General features: G+C 59.2%; 18 protein-coding genes and 1 tRNA gene. All 19 read right to left on the reverse strand.

From position 1 onward, the window contains the following. Positions 1 to 315 carry a 50S ribosomal protein L23 gene (gene rplW, locus NCR40_RS12410; RefSeq protein ID WP_008343846.1) on the reverse strand — a complete coding sequence of 105 codons (315 nt, stop codon included), beginning with the start codon at positions 313 to 315 and terminating at the stop codon, positions 1 to 3. Next, positions 312 to 932 carry a 50S ribosomal protein L4 gene (gene rplD / locus NCR40_RS12415; RefSeq protein ID WP_244826434.1) on the reverse strand — a complete coding sequence of 207 codons (621 nt, stop codon included), beginning with the start codon at positions 930 to 932 and terminating at the stop codon, positions 312 to 314. The genes rplW and rplD overlap by 4 nt, the downstream gene beginning before the upstream one ends. After that, the gene (gene rplC / locus NCR40_RS12420) at positions 932 to 1,591 is read right to left on the reverse strand and encodes a 50S ribosomal protein L3 (RefSeq protein ID WP_244826435.1); all 660 of its coding nucleotides are present in this window, start codon (positions 1,589 to 1,591) and stop codon (positions 932 to 934) included. The genes rplD and rplC overlap by 1 nt, the downstream gene beginning before the upstream one ends. 185 nt (positions 1,592 to 1,776) lie before the next feature. Beyond that, a complete protein-coding gene (rpsJ, locus tag NCR40_RS12425; protein WP_006998489.1) occupies positions 1,777 to 2,088 on the reverse strand; it encodes a 30S ribosomal protein S10 in 312 nt (103 codons plus the stop codon). A gap of 137 nt (positions 2,089 to 2,225) precedes the next feature. Further along, a complete protein-coding gene (tuf, locus tag NCR40_RS12430) occupies positions 2,226 to 3,416 on the reverse strand; it encodes an elongation factor Tu (protein WP_250509590.1) in 1,191 nt (396 codons plus the stop codon). Between the two features lie 66 nt (positions 3,417 to 3,482). Beyond that, positions 3,483 to 5,585 carry an elongation factor G gene (gene fusA, locus NCR40_RS12435; protein ID WP_250509591.1) on the reverse strand — a complete coding sequence of 701 codons (2,103 nt, stop codon included), beginning with the start codon at positions 5,583 to 5,585 and terminating at the stop codon, positions 3,483 to 3,485. Positions 5,586 to 5,714: 129 nt separating this feature from the next. Beyond that, complete coding sequence (gene rpsG / locus NCR40_RS12440; protein WP_006053291.1) at positions 5,715 to 6,185, reverse strand: 30S ribosomal protein S7; 471 nt, start codon at positions 6,183 to 6,185, stop codon at positions 5,715 to 5,717. Between the two features lie 202 nt (positions 6,186 to 6,387). Continuing rightward, positions 6,388 to 6,768 (reverse strand): 30S ribosomal protein S12, encoded by a 381-nt coding sequence (rpsL, locus tag NCR40_RS12445; protein WP_006053290.1) that lies wholly within the window; start codon positions 6,766 to 6,768, stop codon positions 6,388 to 6,390. 220 nt (positions 6,769 to 6,988) lie between these two features. Continuing rightward, entirely contained in the window at positions 6,989 to 8,836 is a 1,848-nt protein-coding gene (recQ, locus tag NCR40_RS12450) for a DNA helicase RecQ (protein WP_250509592.1), read from the reverse strand. Between the two features lie 188 nt (positions 8,837 to 9,024). Beyond that, positions 9,025 to 13,266: a DNA-directed RNA polymerase subunit beta' gene (rpoC, locus tag NCR40_RS12455; RefSeq protein WP_244826438.1), complete on the reverse strand. Its 4,242-nt coding sequence runs from the start codon at positions 13,264 to 13,266 to the stop codon at positions 9,025 to 9,027. 21 nt (positions 13,267 to 13,287) lie between these two features. Then, on the reverse strand, positions 13,288 to 17,394 hold the full coding sequence (gene rpoB, locus NCR40_RS12460) for a DNA-directed RNA polymerase subunit beta (RefSeq protein ID WP_244826439.1): 4,107 nt from the start codon (positions 17,392 to 17,394) through the stop codon (positions 13,288 to 13,290). 368 nt (positions 17,395 to 17,762) lie between these two features. After that, positions 17,763 to 18,137: a 50S ribosomal protein L7/L12 gene (gene rplL / locus NCR40_RS12465; RefSeq protein WP_244826440.1), complete on the reverse strand. Its 375-nt coding sequence runs from the start codon at positions 18,135 to 18,137 to the stop codon at positions 17,763 to 17,765. A gap of 83 nt (positions 18,138 to 18,220) precedes the next feature. Beyond that, positions 18,221 to 18,718 carry a 50S ribosomal protein L10 gene (gene rplJ, locus NCR40_RS12470; protein WP_250509593.1) on the reverse strand — a complete coding sequence of 166 codons (498 nt, stop codon included), beginning with the start codon at positions 18,716 to 18,718 and terminating at the stop codon, positions 18,221 to 18,223. 301 nt (positions 18,719 to 19,019) lie between these two features. After that, positions 19,020 to 19,718 carry a 50S ribosomal protein L1 gene (gene rplA, locus NCR40_RS12475; protein ID WP_244826442.1) on the reverse strand — a complete coding sequence of 233 codons (699 nt, stop codon included), beginning with the start codon at positions 19,716 to 19,718 and terminating at the stop codon, positions 19,020 to 19,022. Beyond that, entirely contained in the window at positions 19,719 to 20,150 is a 432-nt protein-coding gene (gene rplK, locus NCR40_RS12480) for a 50S ribosomal protein L11 (protein WP_244826443.1), read from the reverse strand. A 148-nt stretch (positions 20,151 to 20,298) separates the two neighbouring features. After that, positions 20,299 to 20,856, reverse strand: a complete 558-nt coding sequence (gene nusG / locus NCR40_RS12485) for a transcription termination/antitermination protein NusG (protein WP_244826444.1) — start codon at positions 20,854 to 20,856, stop codon at positions 20,299 to 20,301. 1 nt (position 20,857) lies between these two features. After that, on the reverse strand, positions 20,858 to 21,238 hold the full coding sequence (gene secE / locus NCR40_RS12490; protein ID WP_244826445.1) for a preprotein translocase subunit SecE: 381 nt from the start codon (positions 21,236 to 21,238) through the stop codon (positions 20,858 to 20,860). A 34-nt stretch (positions 21,239 to 21,272) separates the two neighbouring features. After that, positions 21,273 to 21,348: transfer RNA gene (locus NCR40_RS12495), tRNA-Trp, on the reverse strand. 66 nt (positions 21,349 to 21,414) lie between these two features. Further along, positions 21,415 to 22,599 (reverse strand): elongation factor Tu (gene tuf / locus NCR40_RS12500; protein ID WP_243842726.1); only part of this gene is annotated, 1,185 nt, incomplete at its 5' end.

Genomic DNA, 22,599 nt, shown 5'->3' on the forward strand with positions numbered 1-22,599 from the left:
TTACTTGGCCTCCGCTTCAAAGTTGATTTCCTGGCCGGGCTTCAAGCAGACGTACGCCTTCTTCACGTCCTTGCGCTTGCCGTTGAAGCGGCCAAAGCGCTTGGCTTTACCCTTCGTGACGAGCACGTTGACGGAATTGACTTCGACCTTGAACAGCAGCTCGACAGCAGCCTTTACTTCCTGCTTCGTGGCGTCCGGGGCGACTTCGAACACGACTTGTTCGTTCTTGTCGGCCACCAGCGTCGCCTTTTCGGAGATCACCGGCGCGAGCAGAACTTGCATCAAACGATGATCGTTTTTGCGAATCTCGCTCATGACAGCAACTCCTCGATCTGAGCGACCGCAGCCTTCGTGATCAGAATCTTCTTGAAGTAGATCAGCGAGAGCGGGTCGGCGTAACGCGGCTCGACAACGGCCACGTGGGCCAGATTGCGCGACGCGAGGTACAGGTTCTCGTCGACCGTATCGGTGATGACCAACACGGAATCGAGACCCATCGCCTTGAATTTATCGGCCAACAGCTTGGTCTTCGGCGCTTCGAGCGCGAGGTCTTCGACCACCGAGATACGGCCTTCGCGAGCCAATTGCGAGAAGATCGAGCAGAGACCTGCGCGATGCATCTTCTTGTTGACCTTGTGCGAGAAGTTTTCTTCTGGCGAATTCGGGAAGATACGACCACCGCCACGCCACAAAGGGCTTGACGACATACCGGCACGAGCGCGACCCGTACCTTTCTGACGCCACGGCTTCTTGGTGGTGTGCTTGACCTGCTCACGATCCTTCTGAGCGCGGTTGCCGCTACGTGCATTGGCTTGATAAGCCACGACGACCTGGTGAATCAGGGCTTCGTTGTAATCGCGACCGAACACGACGTCCGATGCGTTCACGCCAGCAGCTTCCTGACCATTGGCATTCAGGAGCTTAAGTTCCATTATTTCGCTCCTTTCACAGCACGCGTCTTGACGGCCGGCGTCACGAATACCTTGCCGCCCTTCGCACCCGGAACCGCGCCGCGAACCAGCAGCAGATTGCGGTCGGCGTCGATGCGAGCGATTTCGAGATTCTGAACCGTGACGGTTTCGTCACCGAGGTGACCCGTCATGCGCTTACCCGGGAACACACGACCCGGATCCTGCGCCATACCGATCGAACCCGGAACGTTGTGCGAACGCGAGTTACCGTGCGAGGCACGACCTGAAGCGAAGTTGTAACGCTTGATGGTACCGGCGTAGCCCTTACCAATCGACGTACCTTGCACGTCGACCTTCTGGCCAACTTCGAAAATGTCCGTACCGATAACAGCGCCGTTCGCCAATTCGGCGGCCTTCGCGGATTCGATCTGGAATTCTTTGAGGATTTCACCAGCTTGAACGCCGGCTTTGGCGAGGTGACCCGCCAGCGGCTTCGTCACGCGCGATGCGCGGCGAGCACCGAATGCAACCTGAACGGCGGTATAACCATCCGTTTCAACGGTCTTGATCTGCGTCACGCGGTTGTCCGACACGTCCAGCACGGTGACGGGAATCGAGTCCCCTTCAGGCGTGAAGATACGGGTCATGCCAACCTTGCGACCTACGAGTCCAAGGCTCATCGTTTTCTCCATTCCCGACTGCGATTGGTCGGGGCTGATTACAAAATGTCCACTTCGTTACGAGAAACTGGGCGGACTTTTTTGCGCAAGTGCGCGAAAAGCCTTGGAGTATAACAAGGCTTTCCGTTTCCTGCAAGCAATCAAAGACTTAGCTTCACCCGAAAACCCGGCGAAGCTTTAGAGGCTTACTGCAGCTTGATTTCGACGTCGACGCCAGCCGGCAGGTCGAGCTTCATCAGCGCGTCGACCGTCTTGTCAGTCGGATCGACGATGTCCATCAGGCGCTGATGCGTACGGATTTCGAGCTGATCGCGCGACGTCTTGTTGACGTGCGGCGAACGCAGAATGTCAAAGCGCTGAATGCGCGTCGGCAGCGGCACTGGGCCACGGACGATTGCACCAGTCCGTTTCGCCGTATCGACGATTTCGGCTGCCGATTGATCGATCAGGCGATAGTCGAATGCTTTCAGACGGATACGGATTTTTTGGTTCTGCATGACAATTCCTTAAAAGAGCGAGGCGATGTTGCACCGCCGATTTGGCAAAAGAGCGAGAGACCGGGCATTCGCTTGGGGCGAACACCCGGCCTCGGTCACGTTACTTCAGTACTGCAACGACAGGGGAGCCCGCGATTTTACTCGATAATCTTGGCAACCACACCTGCGCCGACGGTACGACCGCCTTCGCGGATAGCGAAGCGCAGACCTTCTTCCATGGCGATCGGTGCAATCAGCTTCACCGTGATCGACACGTTGTCGCCCGGCATCACCATTTCCTTGTCCTTCGGCAGCTCGATCGAGCCCGTCACGTCCGTCGTACGGAAGTAGAACTGCGGACGGTAGTTGTTGAAGAACGGCGTGTGGCGGCCGCCTTCGTCCTTGCTCAACACGTACACTTCAGCCGTGAAGTGCGTGTGCGGCGTGATCGAACCCGGCTTGGCCAGAACCTGGCCACGCTCCACGTCTTCACGCTTCGTGCCGCGCAGCAGGATACCGACGTTGTCGCCCGCTTGACCTTGGTCCAGCAGCTTGCGGAACATTTCCACGCCCGTGCAAGTCGTCTTCACCGTCGGCTTGATACCGACGATTTCGATTTCCTCGCCAACCTTCACCACGCCGCGCTCCACGCGACCCGTCACCACCGTGCCGCGACCCGAGATCGAGAACACGTCTTCCACCGGCATCAGGAAGGCGCCGTCCACTGCGCGCTCCGGCGTCGGGATGTACGTGTCCAGCGCGTCGGCCAGGTTCATGATCGCCACTTCGCCCAGCTCGCCCGTGTCGCCTTCCAGCGCCAGCTTGGCCGAACCCTTGATGATCGGCGTGTCGTCGCCCGGGAAGTCGTACTTCGACAGAAGCTCGCTCACTTCCATTTCGACGAGTTCGAGCAGCTCGGCGTCGTCCACCATGTCGCACTTGTTCAGGAACACGATGATGTAAGGCACGCCGACCTGACGCGCCAACAGGATGTGCTCACGCGTTTGCGGCATCGGGCCGTCAGCGGCCGAGCACACCAGGATTGCGCCGTCCATCTGCGCTGCGCCCGTGATCATGTTCTTCACATAATCAGCGTGGCCCGGGCAATCGACGTGTGCGTAGTGGCGATTAGCCGTTTCGTACTCGACGTGCGCGGTGTTGATGGTGATACCGCGTGCCTTTTCTTCCGGCGCTGCATCGATCTGGTCGTATGCCTTCGCTTCGCCGCCGAACTTCTTGGTCAGCACCGTCGTGATCGCTGCCGTCAGCGTGGTCTTGCCGTGGTCAACGTGACCGATCGTGCCCACGTTCACGTGCGGCTTGGTCCGCTCGAATTTACCTTTTGCCATGATTACCTTCTTTCAGAGATTGTTTATCGGTTAAAAGCTTGTGGCTCGCCGAATGACTTGCAGGGCTTACTTGCCCTTGGCGTTGATGATCGCTTCGGCAACGTTACGCGGAGCTTCAGCATAGTGCTTGAATTCCATCGTGTACGTAGCACGGCCTTGCGACAGCGAGCGCAGCGAGGTCGAGTAGCCGAACATTTCCGACAGCGGTACTTCGGCGCGAACGATCTTGCCGCCGCCGATCATGTCTTCCATGCCCTGGACGATACCGCGACGGCCCGACAAGTCGCCCATCACGTTGCCCATGTAATCTTCCGGCGTTTCGACTTCCACGGCCATCATCGGTTCGAGGATGACCGGGCTTGCCTTGCGCATTGCTTCCTTGAAGGCCATCGAACCGGCCATGCGGAACGCGTTTTCGTTCGAGTCGACGTCGTGGTACGAACCGAACGTCAGGTGAACCTTCACGTCGACGACCGGGAAGCCAGCCAGCACGCCCGACTTCAGCGTTTCCTGGATACCCTTGTCCACCGCCGGGATGTATTCGCGCGGAATCACACCGCCCTTGATCTCGTCCAGGAACTCGTAGCCCTTGCCCTGTTCGTTCGGCTCGAGCGTGATGACCGCGTGACCATACTGGCCGCGACCACCCGACTGCTTGACGAACTTGCCGTCGACATCGGCAGCCGTCGCGCGGATCGTTTCGCGGTACGCAACCTGCGGCTTGCCGACAGTTGCTTCAACGCCGAATTCACGCTTCATCCGGTCGACCAAAATTTCGAGGTGGAGCTCGCCCATACCGGAAATGATGGTCTGGCCCGACTCTTCGTCCGTTTGAACGCGGAACGACGGATCTTCCTGAGCCAGACGGTTCAGCGCCAGACCCATCTTTTCCTGGTCGGGCTTCGTCTTCGGCTCAACTGCCTGCGAAATCACCGGCTCCGGGAAAATCATGCGTTCGAGAACGATCGGGCTCTGCGGGTCGCACAGCGTGTCGCCCGTGGTCGCTTCCTTCAGGCCCACGGCTGCCGCGATGTCGCCTGCGCGCACTTCCTTGATTTCTTCGCGCTGGTTCGCGTGCATCTGCAGAATACGACCCAGACGTTCCTTTTTGTCCTTGGTCGCGTTCAGCACGGTGTCACCCGAATTGACCACACCCGAATACACACGGAAGAAGATCAGCTGACCGACGAACGGGTCGGTCATGATCTTGAATGCCAGCGACGAGAATTTTTCGTCGTCGGCAGCACGGCGCTCGCCCTTCTCACCGTTTTCGAGTTCACCCGTAACCGGCGGAATGTCGACCGGCGACGGCAGGAAGTCGATCACGGCGTCGAGCATGCGCTGCACGCCCTTGTTCTTGAACGCGGTGCCGCACAGCATCGGCTGAATTTCGCACGCGATGGTCCGGTCGCGGATCGCCTTGACGATTTCCGCTTCGGTCAGCTCTTCGCCGCCGAGGTACTTTTCCATCAGTTCTTCGCTGGCTTCGGCAGCCGACTCGATCATCTTCTCGCGCCACTCGTTGCACGTGTCGACGAGTTCAGCCGGGATGTCGACGTAGTCGAACTTCGTGCCCTGGGACGCTTCGTCCCAAATGATCGCCTTCATCTTGAGAAGGTCGACCACGCCCTTGAAGTTTTCTTCCGAGCCGATCGGCACGACGACGGGAACCGGGTTCGCCTTCAGACGCGTCTTCAGTTGCTCGTAGACCTTGAAGAAGTTTGCGCCAGTGCGGTCCATCTTGTTGACGAACGCGAGACGGGGAACCTTGTACTTGTTAGCCTGACGCCACACGGTTTCCGACTGCGGCTGCACGCCGCCCACTGCACAGTAGACCATGCACGCGCCGTCGAGGACGCGCATCGAGCGCTCCACTTCGATCGTGAAGTCGACGTGCCCCGGGGTGTCGATGATGTTGATGCGGTGCTCGGGATAGTTGCCGCCCATGCCCTTCCAGAAGGCCGTGGTAGCAGCCGACGTGATGGTGATGCCGCGCTCCTGCTCCTGCTCCATCCAGTCCATCGTTGCAGCGCCGTCGTGAACTTCGCCGATCTTGTGGTTCACGCCCGTGTAAAACAGGATGCGCTCGGTCGTCGTCGTTTTGCCGGCGTCGATGTGAGCGCTAATACCGATGTTGCGGTAGCGCTCGATAGGTGTCTTGCGAGCCACTTTGGATCCTTTTTTGGTCGACCCGCCGACTCGATCTATAACGAGCCGGCAGCGTCCTAACACAAACGGGCGAGGCGCCTGGAGTAGCGCACCCGCCCTTATTTTTCCGTTTGCCCTACGAGCGGGAGCTTAGAAACGGAAATGCGAGAATGCCTTGTTGGCCTCTGCCATGCGGTGAACTTCGTCGCGCTTCTTCATCGCGCCGCCACGGCCTTCTGCCGCTTCGGAGAGTTCGCCCGCAAGACGCAGGGCCATCGACTTTTCGCTGCGCTTCTTCGCGGCTTCACGCAACCAACGCATCGCCAATGCCATACGACGCGAGGGACGCACTTCGACCGGAACCTGGTAGTTGGCACCACCAACGCGACGGCTCTTCACTTCGACCACCGGCTTCACGTTGTTGAGCGCAACCGTGAACACTTCCAGCGGGTCCTTGCCACCCTTGGTCTGGATCTGTTCAAAAGCGCCGTACACGATACGCTCGGCAACCGACTTCTTGCCTGAGAGCATCAGCACGTTCATGAACTTGGCTACATCTACGTTGCCGAACTTCGGGTCCGGCAACACTTCCCGCTTGGGGACTTCGCGACGACGCGGCATGATTCTTCCTTTACTTTTTCAGTTGGAGCCGACTCCGAACGAGTCTTTAAGCTCCGCGGCCACCAACAAACCCGATCCATCTTTTCGACAAAACCAGCTTGGCCGGGTGACCACTTACTCGATAGCACTGGCATCCAGTACCACCGCCTAAACCGCCTTACGGCGACCTCAAACAACTTGCAGATGACTGCAGACCGGCGACTTACTTGCCAGCCTTCGCGCGCTTCGCACCGTACTTCGAGCGAGCTTGCTTACGATCCTTGACGCCCTGGGTATCCAGCGAGCCGCGAACCATGTGGTAACGCACACCAGGCAAGTCCTTGACACGACCGCCGCGAATCAGCACGACCGAGTGTTCTTGCAGGTTGTGGCCTTCACCACCGATGTACGAAATAACTTCGAAACCGTTCGTCAGGCGAACCTTCGCAACCTTACGAAGTGCCGAGTTCGGCTTCTTAGGCGTCGTGGTGTACACGCGAGTGCACACGCCACGACGCTGGGGGCAGTCCTGCAGGGCCGGCGACTTGCTCTTCGTCGTTTCCGACGTGCGGCCTTTGCGAACCAATTGATTGATGGTTGGCATCGTTTATTCCTGAAAATGATCAAATTCGGCGCGATTCTCGACGGGCAAAGCGTCGGGAAATGCGCGTCTAACGTTCTCGAAGAAGCTCGATCCCTTGTCGTACGCGGCGCTAAGCCGGTTCCGAAAACGGACCAAGAACGAGAACCTAGCATGATATGCTGAAAATCCCAATTGGGTCAACACGTTGCGCGCATTTCGGAGTACCGCGCAAAGCGTTGGCTTATTCGGTCGTCACGACATCCAGCAACTCGTCGCCGAAACGCTCCAGCTTGCGCGCGCCGATGCCCGGGATATGACGCAGATCATCCACCGTATCGGGATCGCTTCGAGCTATTTCGGCAAGCGTGGCGTCATGAAAAATGACGTAGGCCGGCACGCCGTCGCTCTTGGCGGTTTCTGCGCGCCAAATGCGCAGACGCTCCCAGCGAGACTTCTGCCGTTGCGACATGCCCGTGGTCGGATCGGCGCGTTCCCGCGTGCGTCCCGACGATTGCCGGCTACGCACCGGCTTCACGTATTTGCGCAGCGTGACGTGCTCCTCGCCTTTCAGCACGGGCTTGCTCGCATCGGTGAGAACGAGCGCGCCGAAGCCGTCGTGGTCAATCGCCAAATAGCCAAAAGCGACGAGCTGCCGAAACACCGCGCGCCACTCCGGCTCGGAAAGCGCGGCGCCGACGCCGAACGTCGATAAATTTTCGTGTCCGCGCTGTAGGACCTTTTCGCTGCGCGACCCGCGCAGAATGTCGATCAGATGTCCCGCGCCGAAATGGAAGCCGCTCGCTTTGCGCGCGCGGAAGACGCAGGACAGCGCCATTTGCGCTTCGCGCGTGGCATCGAACGACGCGGGCGGTTCCAGGCATGTATCGCAGTTGCCGCACGGTTGGCTCGTCTCGCCGAAATAAGCCAGCAGCCGCACCCGCCGGCAGGCAGCCGTTTCGCACAAGCCAAGAAGCGCATCGAGCTTGCCGGTCTGTACGCGTTTGTGGGCGTCGTCGGCTTCGGATTCGTCGATCATCTTGCGCTGCTGCACGACATCGCCGAGTCCGTAAGCCATCCATGCGTTCGCCGGCATGCCGTCACGACCCGCGCGTCCGGTTTCCTGATAGTAGCCCTCGACGCTCTTTGGCAAGTCCAGATGCGCGACGAAGCGCACATCCGGTTTATCGATACCCATGCCGAACGCAATCGTCGCGCACATCACGACGCCTTCCTCGCGCTGAAACATCTCCTGATGCTTCTGCCGCGTCTCGAATTCCATGCCCGCGTGATACGGCAGCGCGCGCACGCCCTGACCCTTCAGCCACTCGGCGGTCTCTTCCACCTTGCGACGCGACAGACAATAAACGACGCCTGCGTCCGTCGTGCCGTCCGTATTCGTATGCTCGGCGCGGATGAAATCGAGTAACTGCAAGCGTGCGTTGTCTTTCTCGACAATCCGGTAACGGATATTCGGCCGATCGAAACTCGATACGAAGATACGCGCGTCGTCGAGCGCCAGCCGATGCACGATCTCGTCGCGCGTGATGGCGTCCGCGGTCGCCGTGAGCGCGATGCGCGGCACCGAAGGGAACCGTTCGTGCAGCACGGAAAGCTGGATGTACTCCGGGCGAAAATCGTGTCCCCATTGCGACACGCAATGCGCTTCGTCGATGGCAAAAAGACCCACGCGCGCGCTTTCGAGCAATTCTAGAAAGCGCGGCGTCATGAGACGTTCGGGCGCCACATACAAAAGGTCGATGGTGCCGTTGCGCAGCGCGCGCTCCGTGGCGGCGGCCTCCGCGCCGGAGAGCGTCGAGTTCAAGTACGCCGCGCGCACGCCAAGCTCGGTGAGCGCCGCGACCTGATCCTGCATCAACGCAATCAACGGCGACACGACGATTCCCGCGCCGAAGCCCGACTCCTTGCGCACGAGCGACGGAATTTGATAGCAAAGCGATTTGCCGCCGCCCGTCGGCATGAGCACGAGCGAGTCGCCACCGTTGGCGACGTGTTCGACGATATCCGCCTGCTGTCCGCGAAAAGCCGGATAGCCGAAAACTTCCTTGAGGATCTGCAGCGGACGGGACATGGACGGGAGACGCTCACTACAACATGGAGATACCGAATTCTAACAACGCATGCTCGCCTGCCGAGGCGCTCGTTGCAGCGTTAGCTAATCGGCAGAGTGGAAATCGTCGAAAACGAACCAGTGAAAAAAAACCGCCCGGCTAAAAGCCGAGCGGTTCGATGTTGCAACCGACAATCCAGCGAGAGAACTTACTCGTTGGTATGCGGCGCCTGCTCCGTTGCCGGGGTTTCCGGCGTACCGAAATCGAATGCCTCTTCGGCAGCGATCTGGTCGAAGCGTTCGCGATCCGACATTTCCTTGCTCTTGCGCGCCTTGTGGAACGCGAGACCCGTACCAGCCGGAATCAGACGGCCGACGATCACGTTTTCCTTCAGGCCACGCAGATCATCACGCTTGCCCATGATCGCCGCTTCGGTCAGCACGCGGGTCGTTTCCTGGAACGACGCCGCCGAGATGAACGAATCGGTCGACAGAGAAGCCTTCGTGATACCGAGCAGCACGTTTTCGTACGTGGCCGGACGCTTGTCGTCCGCGGTCATGCGGTCGTTCTCATCGAGCATGTCTGACCGCTCGACTTGTTCGCCCGGGATGAAGCGCGTGTCGCCGTTGTCCGTGATCTGGACCCGACGCAGCATCTGACGCACGATCACTTCAATGTGCTTGTCGTTGATCTTCACGCCTTGCAGACGGTACACGTCCTGCACTTCGTCCACGATGTAACGCGACAGCGCCTCGATACCCTGCAAACGCAGGATATCGTGCGGATCAGCAGGACCGTCGACGATCATTTCGCCCTTGTTGACGACCTGACCATCGTGCACCAGCACCTGCTTTTCCTTCGCGATCAGGAACTCGTGCTGATTGCCTTCGAGGTCCGTGATGACGAGACGCTGCTTGCCCTTCGTGTCCTTACCGAACGACGTCGTGCCCGTGACTTCCGCCAGAATGCCGGCGTCCTTCGGCGAGCGCGCTTCGAACAGTTCGGCCACGCGCGGCAGACCACCGGTAATGTCACGCGTCTTCTGCGCTTCAACCGGGATACGTGCCAGCACTTCACCAACCTGCACTTGCTGACCATCCTTTACGGTGATCAGTGCGCCGACCTGGAAGCCGATCTGCACCGAATGCTCGGTGTTCGGGATCTTCACTTCCTCGCCGTTCGCGTCGAGCAGCTTCACCTGCGGACGCACGCTCTTCGAAGCCTGCGAACCACGGCGCTTCACGTCGATTACGACGAGCGTCGAAAGACCCGTGACGTCGTCGATCTGCTTCGCGACCGTCACGCCTTCCTCGACGTTTTCGAACTTCACCGTACCGCCCCACTCGGTGATGATCGGACGCGTCAGCGGATCCCATTGAGCCAGTTGCGAACCGGCCTTGATCTGCGCGCCGTCGAGTTGCAACAATGTGGCGCCGTACGGGATCTTGTGACGTTCACGCTCGCGACCGAGGTCGTCCGCGATGATCGCCTCGCCCGAACGCGAGATGACGACTTGCTCGCCCTTCGCGTTGGTGACGTAACGCATCGTGGCCGTGAAGCGCACCGTACCGTTCGACTTCGCTTCGACCGTCGAAGCAACCGCCGCACGCGATGCCGCGCCACCGATGTGGAACGTACGCATCGTAAGCTGCGTGCCTGGTTCACCGATCGACTGCGCCGCGATCACACCAACCGCTTCGCCGACGTTCACGCGCGAACCACGACCCAGGTCGCGGCCATAGCACGAAGCGCACAGGCCATAACGCGTTTCGCAGGTCAACGGCGTGCGCACGCGCACTTCGTCAATACCGAGGCGTTCAATTTCCTCGACCGCGTCTTCATCGAGCAGATCGCCCGATGCGTACAGCGTTTCCTGCGTTTCCGGATTGACGACGTCCGCCACCGCGACGCGACCGAGAATACGGTCACGCAGCGCTTCGACGACTTCACCGCCTTCGACCAACGCCTTCATCGCCACGCCGTTCGACGTGCCGCAATCTTCTTCGACGACGACCAGATCCTGCGTCACGTCGACGAGACGGCGCGTCAGGTAACCCGAGTTCGCCGTCTTCAACGCCGTATCCGCCAGACCCTTACGTGCACCGTGCGTCGAGATGAAGTACTGCAGCACGTTCAGGCCTTCGCGGAAGTTCGCGGTGATCGGCGTCTCGATGATCGAGCCGTCCGGCTTCGCCATCAGGCCGCGCATACCGGCGAGCTGACGAATTTGCACCGCGGAACCGCGCGCGCCCGAGTCGGCCATCATGTAGATGGAGTTGAACGATTCCTGACGCGTTTCCTTGCCGTCACGATCCGTCACCGGCTCTGTTGCAAGCTGTTCCATCATCGCCTTGCCGACCGCTTCCGACGTTGCCGACCAGATGTCGACCACGTTGTTGTAGCGTTCTTGCGCGGTGACGAGACCCGACATGTACTGACGGTCGTATTCCTTCACCTTCTTCGCGGCGTCACCGACGATCGTCTCTTTCTGCGGCGGCACGAGCATGTCGTCCACGCAGATCGAGATGCCGGCGCGCGTTGCAAGACGGAAACCCATTTGCATCAGCTGGTCGGCGAAGATCACCGTTTCGCGCAGACCGCACTTGCGGAACGCCGTGTTGATCAGACGCGAAATTTCCTTCTTCTTCAACGGCTTGTTCAGCACGGTGAAGGGCAGCCCCGGCGGCAGAATTTCCGACAGGATCGAGCGGCCGACCGTCGTTGCGAACAACGAGATCTTCGGCACGAACTTCGGCGCGCCTTCGCTCTGGTCTTCGTTGTGGACCATTTCCGTGATCCGCACGTTGACGCGCGATGCCAGCTCGACTTCCTTGTTCTCGTACGCGCGAATCACTTCCGACACGCCCGTGAACGTCATGCCTTCGCCCTTGCCATTCACCGCTTCACGCGATGCATAGTAAAGACCCAGCACGATATCCTGCGACGGCACAATCGACGGGTCGCCGTTGGCCGGGAACAGAACGTTGTTCGACGCGAGCATCAGCGTACGCGCTTCCATCTGCGCTTCCAGCGACAGCGGCACGTGAACGGCCATCTGGTCACCGTCGAAGTCGGCGTTGAACGCCGCGCAAACGAGCGGGTGCAGCTGAATTGCCTTACCTTCGATCAGCACCGGCTCGAAAGCCTGAATGCCGAGTCGGTGAAGCGTAGGCGCGCGGTTCAGCATGACCGGATGTTCGCGAATGACTTCTTCGAGAATGTCCCACACCACGGGCGTCTGGTTCTCGACTTCCTTCTTCGCGGCCTTGATGGTCGTAGCTACGCCCATGACTTCCAGCTTGTTGAAGATGAAAGGCTTGAACAGTTCGAGCGCCATCAGCTTCGGCAGACCGCACTGATGCAGCTTCAACGTCGGGCCGACCACGATCACCGAACGGCCCGAATAGTCGACGCGCTTACCGAGCAAGTTCTGACGGAAACGACCGCCTTTACCCTTGATCATGTCGGCGAGCGACTTCAGCGGACGCTTGTTCGCACCCGTCATTGCCTTACCGCGACGACCGTTGTCGAGCAGCGAATCGACGGCTTCCTGCAGCATCCGCTTTTCGTTGCGGACGATGATTTCAGGCGCCTTCAGTTCGAGCAGACGCTTCAACCGGTTGTTACGGTTGATCACGCGGCGATAAAGGTCGTTCAGGTCCGACGTCGCGAAACGGCCGCCATCCAGCGGCACGAGCGGACGCAGTTCCGGCGGCAGCACCGGCAGCACTTCGAGCACCATCCAGTCAGGCTTGATGCCCGAACGCTGGAAAGCCTCGAGCACTTTAAGGCGCTTTGCGTACTTCTTGATCTTCGCTTCCGAACCCGTGTTCTTGAGTTCGGTGCGCAACATCTCGACCTGTTCGTCGATGTTGATTGAACGCAGCAGTTCGCGCACGCCTTCCGCGCCCATCTCGGCGCGGAATTCGTCACCGTACTCTTCGACCTTGTTGTAGTAATCCTCTTCGGTCATGATCTGCCGCGCTTTCAGCGGCGTCATGCCCGGATCGATCACCACGTATGCCTCGAAGTACAGCACGCGTTCGATGTCACGCAGCGTCATGTCGAGCACCATGCCCAGACGCGACGGCAGCGACTTCAAGAACCAGATGTGCGCAACCGGCGAGGCCAGTTCGATATGGCCCATGCGTTCGCGACGCACCTTGGCGAGCGTCACTTCGACGCCGCACTTTTCGCAGATCACACCGCGGTGCTTCAGACGCTTGTACTTGCCGCAAAGGCATTCGTAGTCCTTGATCGGACCAAAAATCTTCGCGCAGAACAGACCGTCCCGCTCCGGCTTGAAGGTACGGTAGTTGATGGTCTCCGGCTTCTTCACTTCGCCGAATGACCACGAACGGATCTTGTCGGGCGAAGCCAGACCGATCTTGATCGCGTCGAATACTTCTTCTTGCTGGACTTGCTTGAATAGATCGAGCAGAGCTTTCATTGCTTTCTCTCCGTAGTCCGATTAGTTGCGGTCGAGATCGATATCGATACCGAGCGAGCGGATTTCCTTCACCAACACGTTGAAGGATTCCGGCATGCCGGCGTCGATCACGTGATCGCCCTTGACCAGGTTCTCATAAACCTTGGTCCGGCCTGTCACGTCGTCCGACTTGACCGTCAGCATTTCCTGCAGCACGTACGACGCGCCGTACGCTTCGAGCGCCCACACTTCCATTTCACCGAAACGCTGGCCACCGAACTGCGCCTTACCACCCAGCGGCTGCTGCGTGACGAGCGAGTACGGGCCGGTCGAACGCGCGTGCATCTTGTCGTCGACCAAGTGATGCAGTTTCAGGTAGTGCATGTAGCCAACCGTGACCGTACGCTCGAACGGTTCGCCCGTTCGGCCGTCGTGCAGCGTGACCTGATTCTTCGAAGGCGTCATGCCGAGGTTCTTCGCGATGTCATCCGGATAAGCCAGATTCAGCGCGCGCGACATTTCGTCTTCCGTTGCGCCGTCGAACACCGGCGTTGCGAACGGCACACCTTCGCGCAGGTTCTTTGCCAGTTCGACGATCTCGTCGTCGGAGAAGCTTTCCAGCTCTTCCTTGCGGCCCGACTCGTTGTAGATCTGGGTCAGGAACTGACGCAGTTCTTCGATCTTCGCCTGACGCTGCAGCATTTCGCCGATACGCCAGCCAAGACCCTTCGCGGCCCAGCCCAGATGCACTTCGAGAATCTGACCCACGTTCATCCGCGACGGCACGCCGAGCGGATTCAGCACGACGTCGGCCGGACGGCCATCGGCCATGTACGGCATGTCTTCGATCGGAACGATCTTCGACACGACACCCTTGTTACCGTGACGACCCGCCATCTTGTCGCCAGGCTGCAGACGACGCTTGACCGCGAGATACACCTTGACCATCTTCAGCACGCCCGGCGGCAATTCGTCGCCCTGCGTGAGCTTTTTGCGCTTTTCCTCGAACGCGAGGTCGAACTGGTGACGCTTCTGTTCGATCGAGTCCTTGATGGCTTCGAGCTGCGCCGCTGCTTCTTCGTCCGCGAGGCGGATATCGAACCAGTGGTAGTGATCGAGGTCTTCGAGGTACGGAAGATCGATCGCCGTGCCCTTCGCCAGCTTCTTCGGACCGCCGTTCGCGACCTTGCCGTTCAGCATACGTGCGAGACGCGAGAAGGCGTCGCCTTCCACGATACGCAACTGGTCGTTCAAGTCGAGGCGATAGCGCTTCAGTTCGTCGTCGATGATCTGTTGCGCGCGCTTGTCACGCGTGATGCCTTCGCGCGTGAACACTTGCACGTCGATCACCGTCCCGCTCATGCCCGAGGGCACGCGCAGCGACGTGTCCTTCACGTCCGACGCTTTCTCACCGAAGATCGCGCGCAGCAGCTTTTCTTCCGGCGTCAGCTGGGTTTCGCCCTTCGGCGTGACCTTGCCGACCAGCACGTCGCCCGCTTCGACTTCTGCGCCGATGTACACGATGCCCGACTCATCCAGACGGCCAAGCTGCACTTCCGCAAGGTTCGAGATGTCGCGCGTGATTTCTTCCGGTCCGAGCTTCGTGTCGCGAGCCACGACGTTCAGTTCTTCGATGTGGATCGACGTATAACGATCGTCCGCCACGACTTTTTCCGAGATCAGGATCGAGTCTTCGAAGTTGTAGCCGTTCCACGGCATGAACGCGACCAGCATGTTCTGACCGAGCGCGAGCTCACCCAGATCCGTGGATGCGCCGTCGGCCAGCACGTCGCCGCGCGCAACCTTGTCGCCCACCTTGACGATCGGACGCTGGTTGATGTTCGTGTTCTGATTCGAACGCGTGTACTTGATGAGGTTGTAGATGTCCACGCCGACATCGCCGGCGACGGCTTCATCGTCGTTCACGCGAATCACGATACGGCCGGCATCGACGTAATCCACGACACCGCCGCGGAATGCCTGCACCGTCGTACCCGAGTCGACCGCGACCGTGCGCTCGATACCCGTACCGACCACGGCCTTTTCAGGACGCAGACACGGCACTGCCTGACGCTGCATGTTCGAACCCATCAACGCGCGGTTCGCGTCGTCGTGTTCGAGGAACGGAATCAGCGATGCCGCCACCGACACGATCTGCGACGGCGCCACGTCCATGTACTGGATGCGGTCCGGCGTGACCATCAGCGTTTCGCCTGCTTCACGCGACGAAACCAGTTCGTCGGTCAGCGTGCCGTCTTCGCCCACGGCAGCATTCGCCTGCGCGATCACGTAACGGCCTTCTTCGATCGCCGACAGATAGTCGATCTGATCAGTCACCTTGCTATCCACGACCTTGCGATACGGCGTTTCGAGGAAGCCGTATTCGTTCAGGTGCGCGTAAAGAGCCAGCGAATTGATCAGGCCGATGTTCGGACCTTCCGGCGTTTCGATCGGGCACACGCGGCCATAGTGGGTCGGGTGCACGTCGCGAACTTCGAAGCCAGCGCGCTCACGCGTCAAACCGCCCGGGCCAAGTGCCGAAACACGGCGCTTGTGAGTGATTTCCGACAGCGGGTTGGTCTGGTCCATAAACTGCGACAACTGCGACGAACCGAAGAACTCGCGAATTGCCGACGAAATCGGCTTCGAGTTGATCAGGTCGTGCGGCATCAGGTTTTCGCTTTCGGCTTGACCGAGGCGTTCCTTCACCGCGCGCTCGACACGCACGAGACCCGCGCGGAACTGGTTCTCCGCCAGTTCGCCGACGCAACGCACGCGACGATTGCCCAAGTGGTCGATGTCGTCCACTTCGCCCTTGCCGTTACGCAGCTCGACGAGAATCTTGATGGTCGCGAGGATGTCGTCGTCTTGCAACGTCATCGGGCCGATGATTTCATCACGGCCAACGCGGCGATTGAACTTCATGCGGCCGACCTTCGAAAGGTCATACGCGTCTTCGCTGTAGAACAGACGGTTGAACAACGCCTCGACTGCTTCCTCGGTCGGCGGTTCGCCCGGACGCATCATGCGGTAGATCGCGATACGCGCGGCCATCTTGTCGGCGGTTTCATCGATACGCAGCGTCGACGAGATATACGGGCCTTGGTCCAGATCGTTCGTGTAGAGCGTCTGGATTTCCTTGACCTTCGCCTCGCGCAGCTTTTCGAGCACCGTCTCGGTGATTTCCTCGTTGGCGTTCGCGATCACTTCGCCCGTTTCCGGATCGATCACGTTCTTCGCCAGCACGCGGCCGAGCAAATAGTCCTCGGGCACCGAGATGAACTTCGTCTTGGCGTTTTCGAGGTCGCGAATGTGCTTCGCGTTGATCCGCTTGTCCTTGGTAACGATGACATTGCCATCGCGGTCCTGGATGTCGAAGCGCGCGACTTCACCGCGCAGACGCTCCGGCACGAATTCCATTTGCGCGCCTTCGCCCATCAGCGCGAAGTTGTCGAACACGAAGAAGTTCGCGAGGATCTGCTCGGGCGTCATGCCGATAGCCTTGAGCAGAATCGTGACCGGCATCTTGCGGCGACGGTCGACGCGGAAGTACAGCACGTCCTTCGGGTCGAACTCGAAGTCGAGCCACGAACCGCGGTAAGGGATGATACGAGCCGAGAACAACAGCTTGCCGGAGCTATGCGTCTTGCCCTTGTCGTGTTCGAAGAACACGCCAGGCGAACGGTGAAGCTGCGACACGATCACGCGCTCGGTACCGTTGATGACGAACGAACCCGTCGGCGTCATGAGCGGAATTTCGCCCATGTACACTTCCTGTTCCTTCACTTCCTTGACCACCGGCTTGCTCGGCGATTCCTTGTCGAGCAAAACCAGACGCACCTTCGCGCGCAAGGCGGAGCAGTACGTCAGGCCGCGCTGCTGACATTCCTTGATGTTGAACGCGGGCGGCGACAGCATGTAGCTGACGAACTCGAGACGCGCAAACCCGTTGTGCGAAACGATCGGAAAAACAGAGGTAAATGCAGCTTGCAGGCCTTCCGCCTTGCGCTGCGTGGAGGACGTATCCGCTTGCAGAAACGTCTGGAATGATTCAAGCTGGGTCGCCAGCAAAAAGGGAACTTGGTGAACGATGGGGCGTTTCGCGAAACTCTTGCGAATACGCTTCTTCTCGGTGAAGGAATATTGCATACGATCTCCGAATCACGGCGGGCGTTGGCGAGGCGGGATACCTCGACGTCACGGCCCGGTGTTCACCGACTGAGATTCGCGCGAATGTCCGGGGAGGACGCGCGAATCTAGAAGCTTGGTGGTTGGCCGCTACCAACCGCTGGCTGACGGCAGCGGATGCCTGTGTTTCCCGCTACCCGACCAAACTTGCCTTCTGCAGTCGCTTCAGAAGACAAAGAGAACTGCCGGAAATTCATGCTGATCCGACTGTTCTCTTTGGCCTCTGCGAGGACATTTATGCCTGATTACACGCATAAAAACTCTGCCCTCACAAAGCACAAAAAGGCCGGCGGTGGAAAACCGCCAGCCTCAACACAGCGCAATGAAACTTACTTGATTTCAGCTTTCGCGCCTGCGTCTTCCAACTTCTTCTTTGCTTCGTCAGCAGCAGCCTTCGGCACCGCTTCCTTGATGGGCTTCGGTGCACCGTCGACCAGGTCCTTCGCTTCCTTCAGGCCAAGACCCGTCAGTTCACGAACAGCCTTAATCACGGAAACCTTGTTCGCGCCGACTTCGAGCAGGTTCACGGTGAACTCGGTTTGCTCTTCAACAGCAGCAGCAGCGCCGCCGCCTGCGGGGCCAGCGACTGCAACAGCAGCTGCCGACACGCCAAACTTCTCTTCGAACGCCTTGACCAGCTCGTTCAGTTCGAGAACCGACATCGAGCCAACGGCTTCGAGGATGTCTTCTTTTGCGATTGCCATTTGAAATACTCCTAGATTGAATTCGGATCGAGCTAGCGATCTAGCTAATACCTAACTGAGCGACTGGCGCCCAAGCGTGTGCGTTATGCAGCTTCGCCTTGTTTCTTTTCTGCCAGCGCGGCCAAAGCGCGCGCAAAGCCGGAAACAGGTGCTTGCATGACGAACAACAACTTGGAGAGCAGTTCTTCGCGGCTCGGGATGTTGGCCAGCGCTTGCACGCCTGCCTTGTCCATCACCTTGCCTTCGTAGGAACCAGCCTTGATGATCAACTTGTCATTGCTCTTGCCGAAGTCATTGACGACCTTGGCAGCGGCAATGGCATCTTCCGAGATGCCGTAGATCAGAGGACCGGTCATCTGCTCAGCCAGCGAAGCGAACGGGGTACCTTCGACGGCGCGACGCGCCAACGTGTTCTTCAACACGCGCAGATACACCTGTTGCTCACGCGCTTTCGCGCGCAGCTTGGTCAGATCGCCAACCGTGATCCCACGATACTCAGCGAGCACCATCGTCTGAGCCTTCGCGACTTGCGCGGCGACTTCAGAGACGACTGCCTGCTTACTTTCTTTGTTCAGTGGCACGGTTAAACCTCCAGATTCGATGCACTCGGGTTACCAACCCTCATGCACCACGTTCGACAACGGCGTCCGACTGTTAGGAGTATCTCGATCGATTGGTGTTCGCATCACAGCGCACGACAACCGACTTCAACCACTGCAAAACCGTTTCGGGTTCGCCATCTGCGTTGGCTTGAATTAAGGCAGTGCCCAACCGCGACGCCACCACCAACGGTCTTTGACAACCGGTTGCTCGTTTTAGACTGCAACCTCGCAACCGCCCAAAGCCCTTTACAGCGCGGTCTCAAGACCGCGCCCAAATTCTTTACTGCTGCGCGAGCGTGGCTTGATCCACGCGTACGCCGACACCCATCGTGCTCGACAGAGCGATCTTGCGCAGGTACACGCCCTTACTCGTGGCCGGCTTGGCCTTTTGCAGCGCGTCGACCAGTGCTGCCAGGTTTTGACGCAGCGAAGCAGGTTCGAACGATGCACGACCGATCGTGCCATGAATAATACCGGCCTTGTCGACGCGGAACTGAACTTGACCAGCCTTCGCGTTACGCACAGCTTGCGCGACGTCCGGCGTGACAGTACCGACCTTCGGATTCGGCATCAGGCCGCGGGGGCCGAGGATCTGGCCCAACGTACCGACAACGCGCATCGTGTCCGGCGAGGCGATCACGACGTCGAAATTCAGGTTACCAGCCTTGACTTGCTCGGCCAGGTCTTCCATACCCACGATGTCTGCGCCCGCTGCACGTGCTTGCTCGGCCTTTTCGCCTTGCGCGAACACAGCAACACGAACCGACTTGCCCGTGCCTGCCGGCAGAACGACCGAACCGCGAACCACTTGGTCCGACTTCTTCGCGTCGATGCCGAGTTGGACTGCGACGTCGATCGACTCGTCGAACTTGGCGCTTGCGCATTCCTTCACGAGAGCCAATGCGTCGTCGATCGGGTACAGCTTCTGGCGATCAACCTTGCTTGCGAATGCCTGAAGGCGCTTAGAAAGCTTAGCCATTTACACGCCCTCCACAGTGATGCCCATCGAACGGGCGCTGCCGGCGATCGTGCGCACGGCGGCGTCAAGATCAGCTGCCGTAAGATCCGGCATCTTGGTTTTCGCGATTTCTTCCGCTTGAGCGCGGGTGATGTTGCCGACCTTATCGGTGTGCGGCTTTGCCGAACCCTTGTCGACTTTGGCTGCCTTCTTGATCAGAACGGTAGCGGGCGGCGTCTTCATGATGAACGTGAAGCTCTTGTCCGCGAATGCCGTGATTACGACCGGCACCGGCAGACCCGGCTCCATGCCCTGAGTCTGCGCGTTAAACGCCTTGCAAAACTCCATGATGTTCAGGCCACGCTGGCCCAGTGCCGGACCGACCGGCGGCGACGGGTTGGCTTTACCTGCAGGAATCTGCAGTTTGATAAAGCCGATGATTTTCTTTGCCATTTTGAAAACCTCTGCTGAACGCCGAAACGTTCGATGAGTGATAGCGCGCGTTCAACAACGATGCCTACTGACGCTCCTCAACAGCCATTACGCGGGCTGTAAGCGCAAAATCGCGCGAGAACCCAAAGGCCTCACGCGATGAAACTTTTTAAACCTTTTCGACCTGACCGAACTCGAGTTCGACCGGCGTCGAGCGCCCAAAAATCGTGACAGACACACGGACTCGGGACTTTTCGTAGTTCACTTCTTCGACGTTGCCGTTGAAGTCGGTGAAAGGACCTTCCTTCACTCGAACCATCTCGCCAACTTCGAACAACGTCTTGGGCCGCGGCTTTTCGACGCCTTCCTGCATCTGCGACATGATCTTTTCGACTTCACGCGGCGAGATGGGACTCGGACGATTGCGCGCTCCACCAACAAAGCCGGTGACCTTCGCAGTGTTCTTCACCAGGTGCCAGGTTTCGTCCGTCATCTCCATTTCCACCAGGACATAGCCAGGGAAGAAACGACGCTCAGTAACCGACTTGTGACCGCCCTTGACCTCAACCACCTCTTCGGTCGGGACGAGAATTTGACCGAACTGATCTTGCATACCTGCTCGGTCGATACGCTCCTGAAGCGCACGTTGCACGCTCTTCTCCATTCCGGAGTAGGCGTGCACCACATACCAACGTTTTCCGCTCGGGGATGCCGGAGTATCGCTCATATCATTTCCAACCCAGAATCGCCGAGAAAATCACCCATTCGATCGACTTATCGCTAAGCCAAAGGAAGATGGCCATGATTAGAACAAACGCGAAGACCACGAGGGTCGTTTGCGTTGCTTCCTTGCGGGTGGGCCAGACAACCTTGCGGACTTCCTTATAGGAGTCTTTCGCGAAGGCGATGAAGCCCTTGCCCGGCGTCGAGAGGAGGCCGACTGCGACACCCGCGATGACACCAACAGCCAGCGCTGCGCCGCGGACGTACCACTCTTGGCCTGACAGCCAGAAGAAACCCACGAACCCGGCCAAGACCAACAATACGCCCGCCACCAACATCAACTTGTCGCCGGAAGTATTTACAGTTTCGACGGAAGGATTCGCCATAACACCTTAAGCAGCGCCACTTGGCGCAATAATTTGGCAGGGGCAGAGGGAATCGAACCCCCAACCTTCGGTTTTGGAGACCGACGCTCTGCCAGTTGAGCTATACCCCTAAACCATTTGGGGTCGACGGTTTCGCCGACCCCGAAAACTACAGACTACCGAGAGATTTCTGGCTCTTACTCGATAATCTTGGCAACCACACCTGCGCCGACGGTACGACCGCCTTCGCGGATAGCGAAGCGCAGACCTTCTTCCATGGCGATCGGTGCAATCAGCTTCACCGTGATCGACACGTTGTCGCCCGGCATCACCATTTCCTTGTCCTTCGGCAGCTCGATCGAGCCCGTCACGTCCGTCGTACGGAAGTAGAACTGCGGACGGTAGTTGTTGAAGAACGGCGTGTGGCGGCCGCCTTCGTCCTTGCTCAACACGTACACTTCTGCCGTGAAGTGCGTGTGCGGCGTGATCGAACCCGGCTTGGCCAGAACCTGACCACGCTCCACGTCTTCACGCTTCGTGCCGCGCAGCAGGATACCGACGTTGTCGCCCGCTTGACCTTGGTCCAGCAACTTGCGGAACATTTCCACGCCCGTGCAAGTCGTCTTCACCGTCGGCTTGATACCGACAATTTCGATTTCCTCGCCAACCTTCACCACGCCGCGCTCCACGCGACCCGTCACCACCGTGCCGCGACCCGAGATCGAGAACACATCTTCCACCGGCATCAGGAAGGCGCCGTCCACTGCGCGCTCCGGCGTCGGGATGTACGTGTCCAGCGCGTCGGCCAGGTTCATGATCGCCACTTCGCCCAGCTCGCCCGTGTCGCCTTCCAGCGCCAGCTTGGCCGAACCCTTGATGATCGGCGTGTCGTCGCCCGGGAAGTCGTACTTCGACAGAAGCTCGCGCACTTCCATTTCGACGAGTTCGAGCAGCTCGGCGTCGTCCACCATGTCGCACTTGTTCAGGAACACGATGATGTAAGGCACGCCGACCTGACGCGCCAACAGGATGTGCTCACGCGTTTGCGGCATCGGGCCGTCAGCGGCCGAGCACACCAGGATTGCGCCGTCCATCTGCGCCGCGCCCGTGATCATGTTCTTCACATAGTCAGCGTGGCCCGGGCAATCGACGTGTGCGTAGTGGCGGTTAGCCGTTTCGTACTCGACGTGCGCGGTGTTGATGGTGATACCACGTGCCTTTTCTTCCGGCGCCGCATCGATCTGGTCGTATGCCTTCGCTTCACCGCCGAACTTCTTGGTCAGCACCGTCGTAATCGCTGCCGTCAGCGTGGTCTTGCCGTGGTCAACGTGACCGATCGTGCCCACGTTCACGTGCGGCTTGGTCCGCTCGAATTTACCTTT

This window comes from Caballeronia sp. GACF4 (assembly GCF_023631025.1).
Taxonomy (GTDB): domain Bacteria; phylum Pseudomonadota; class Gammaproteobacteria; order Burkholderiales; family Burkholderiaceae; genus Caballeronia.

Excerpts from the sequence above, each read along its gene's own strand:
- rplL (WP_244826440.1), bottom strand. The coding sequence starts at position 18,137 with ATGGCAATCGCAAAAGAAGACATCCTCGAAGCCGTTGGCTCGATGTCG.
- rpsG (WP_006053291.1), bottom strand. The coding sequence starts at position 6,185 with ATGCCGCGTCGTCGCGAAGTCCCCAAGCGGGAAGTGTTGCCGGACCCG.
- secE (WP_244826445.1), bottom strand. The coding sequence starts at position 21,238 with ATGGCGAATCCTTCCGTCGAAACTGTAAATACTTCCGGCGACAAGTTG.
- rpoC (WP_244826438.1), bottom strand. The coding sequence starts at position 13,266 with ATGAAAGCTCTGCTCGATCTATTCAAGCAAGTCCAGCAAGAAGAAGTA.
- rpoB (WP_244826439.1), bottom strand. The coding sequence starts at position 17,394 with ATGCAATATTCCTTCACCGAGAAGAAGCGTATTCGCAAGAGTTTCGCG.
- rplA (WP_244826442.1), bottom strand. The coding sequence starts at position 19,718 with ATGGCTAAGCTTTCTAAGCGCCTTCAGGCATTCGCAAGCAAGGTTGAT.
- nusG (WP_244826444.1), bottom strand. The coding sequence starts at position 20,856 with ATGAGCGATACTCCGGCATCCCCGAGCGGAAAACGTTGGTATGTGGTG.
- rplK (WP_244826443.1), bottom strand. The coding sequence starts at position 20,150 with ATGGCAAAGAAAATCATCGGCTTTATCAAACTGCAGATTCCTGCAGGT.
- rpsL (WP_006053290.1), bottom strand. The coding sequence starts at position 6,768 with ATGCCAACCATCAATCAATTGGTTCGCAAAGGCCGCACGTCGGAAACG.
- rpsJ (WP_006998489.1), bottom strand. The coding sequence starts at position 2,088 with ATGCAGAACCAAAAAATCCGTATCCGTCTGAAAGCATTCGACTATCGC.
- rplD (WP_244826434.1), bottom strand. The coding sequence starts at position 932 with ATGGAACTTAAGCTCCTGAATGCCAATGGTCAGGAAGCTGCTGGCGTG.
- rplW (WP_008343846.1), bottom strand. The coding sequence starts at position 315 with ATGAGCGAGATTCGCAAAAACGATCATCGTTTGATGCAAGTTCTGCTC.
- recQ (WP_250509592.1), bottom strand. The coding sequence starts at position 8,836 with ATGTCCCGTCCGCTGCAGATCCTCAAGGAAGTTTTCGGCTATCCGGCT.
- tuf (WP_250509590.1), bottom strand. The coding sequence starts at position 3,416 with ATGGCAAAAGGTAAATTCGAGCGGACCAAGCCGCACGTGAACGTGGGC.
- rplC (WP_244826435.1), bottom strand. The coding sequence starts at position 1,591 with ATGAGCCTTGGACTCGTAGGTCGCAAGGTTGGCATGACCCGTATCTTC.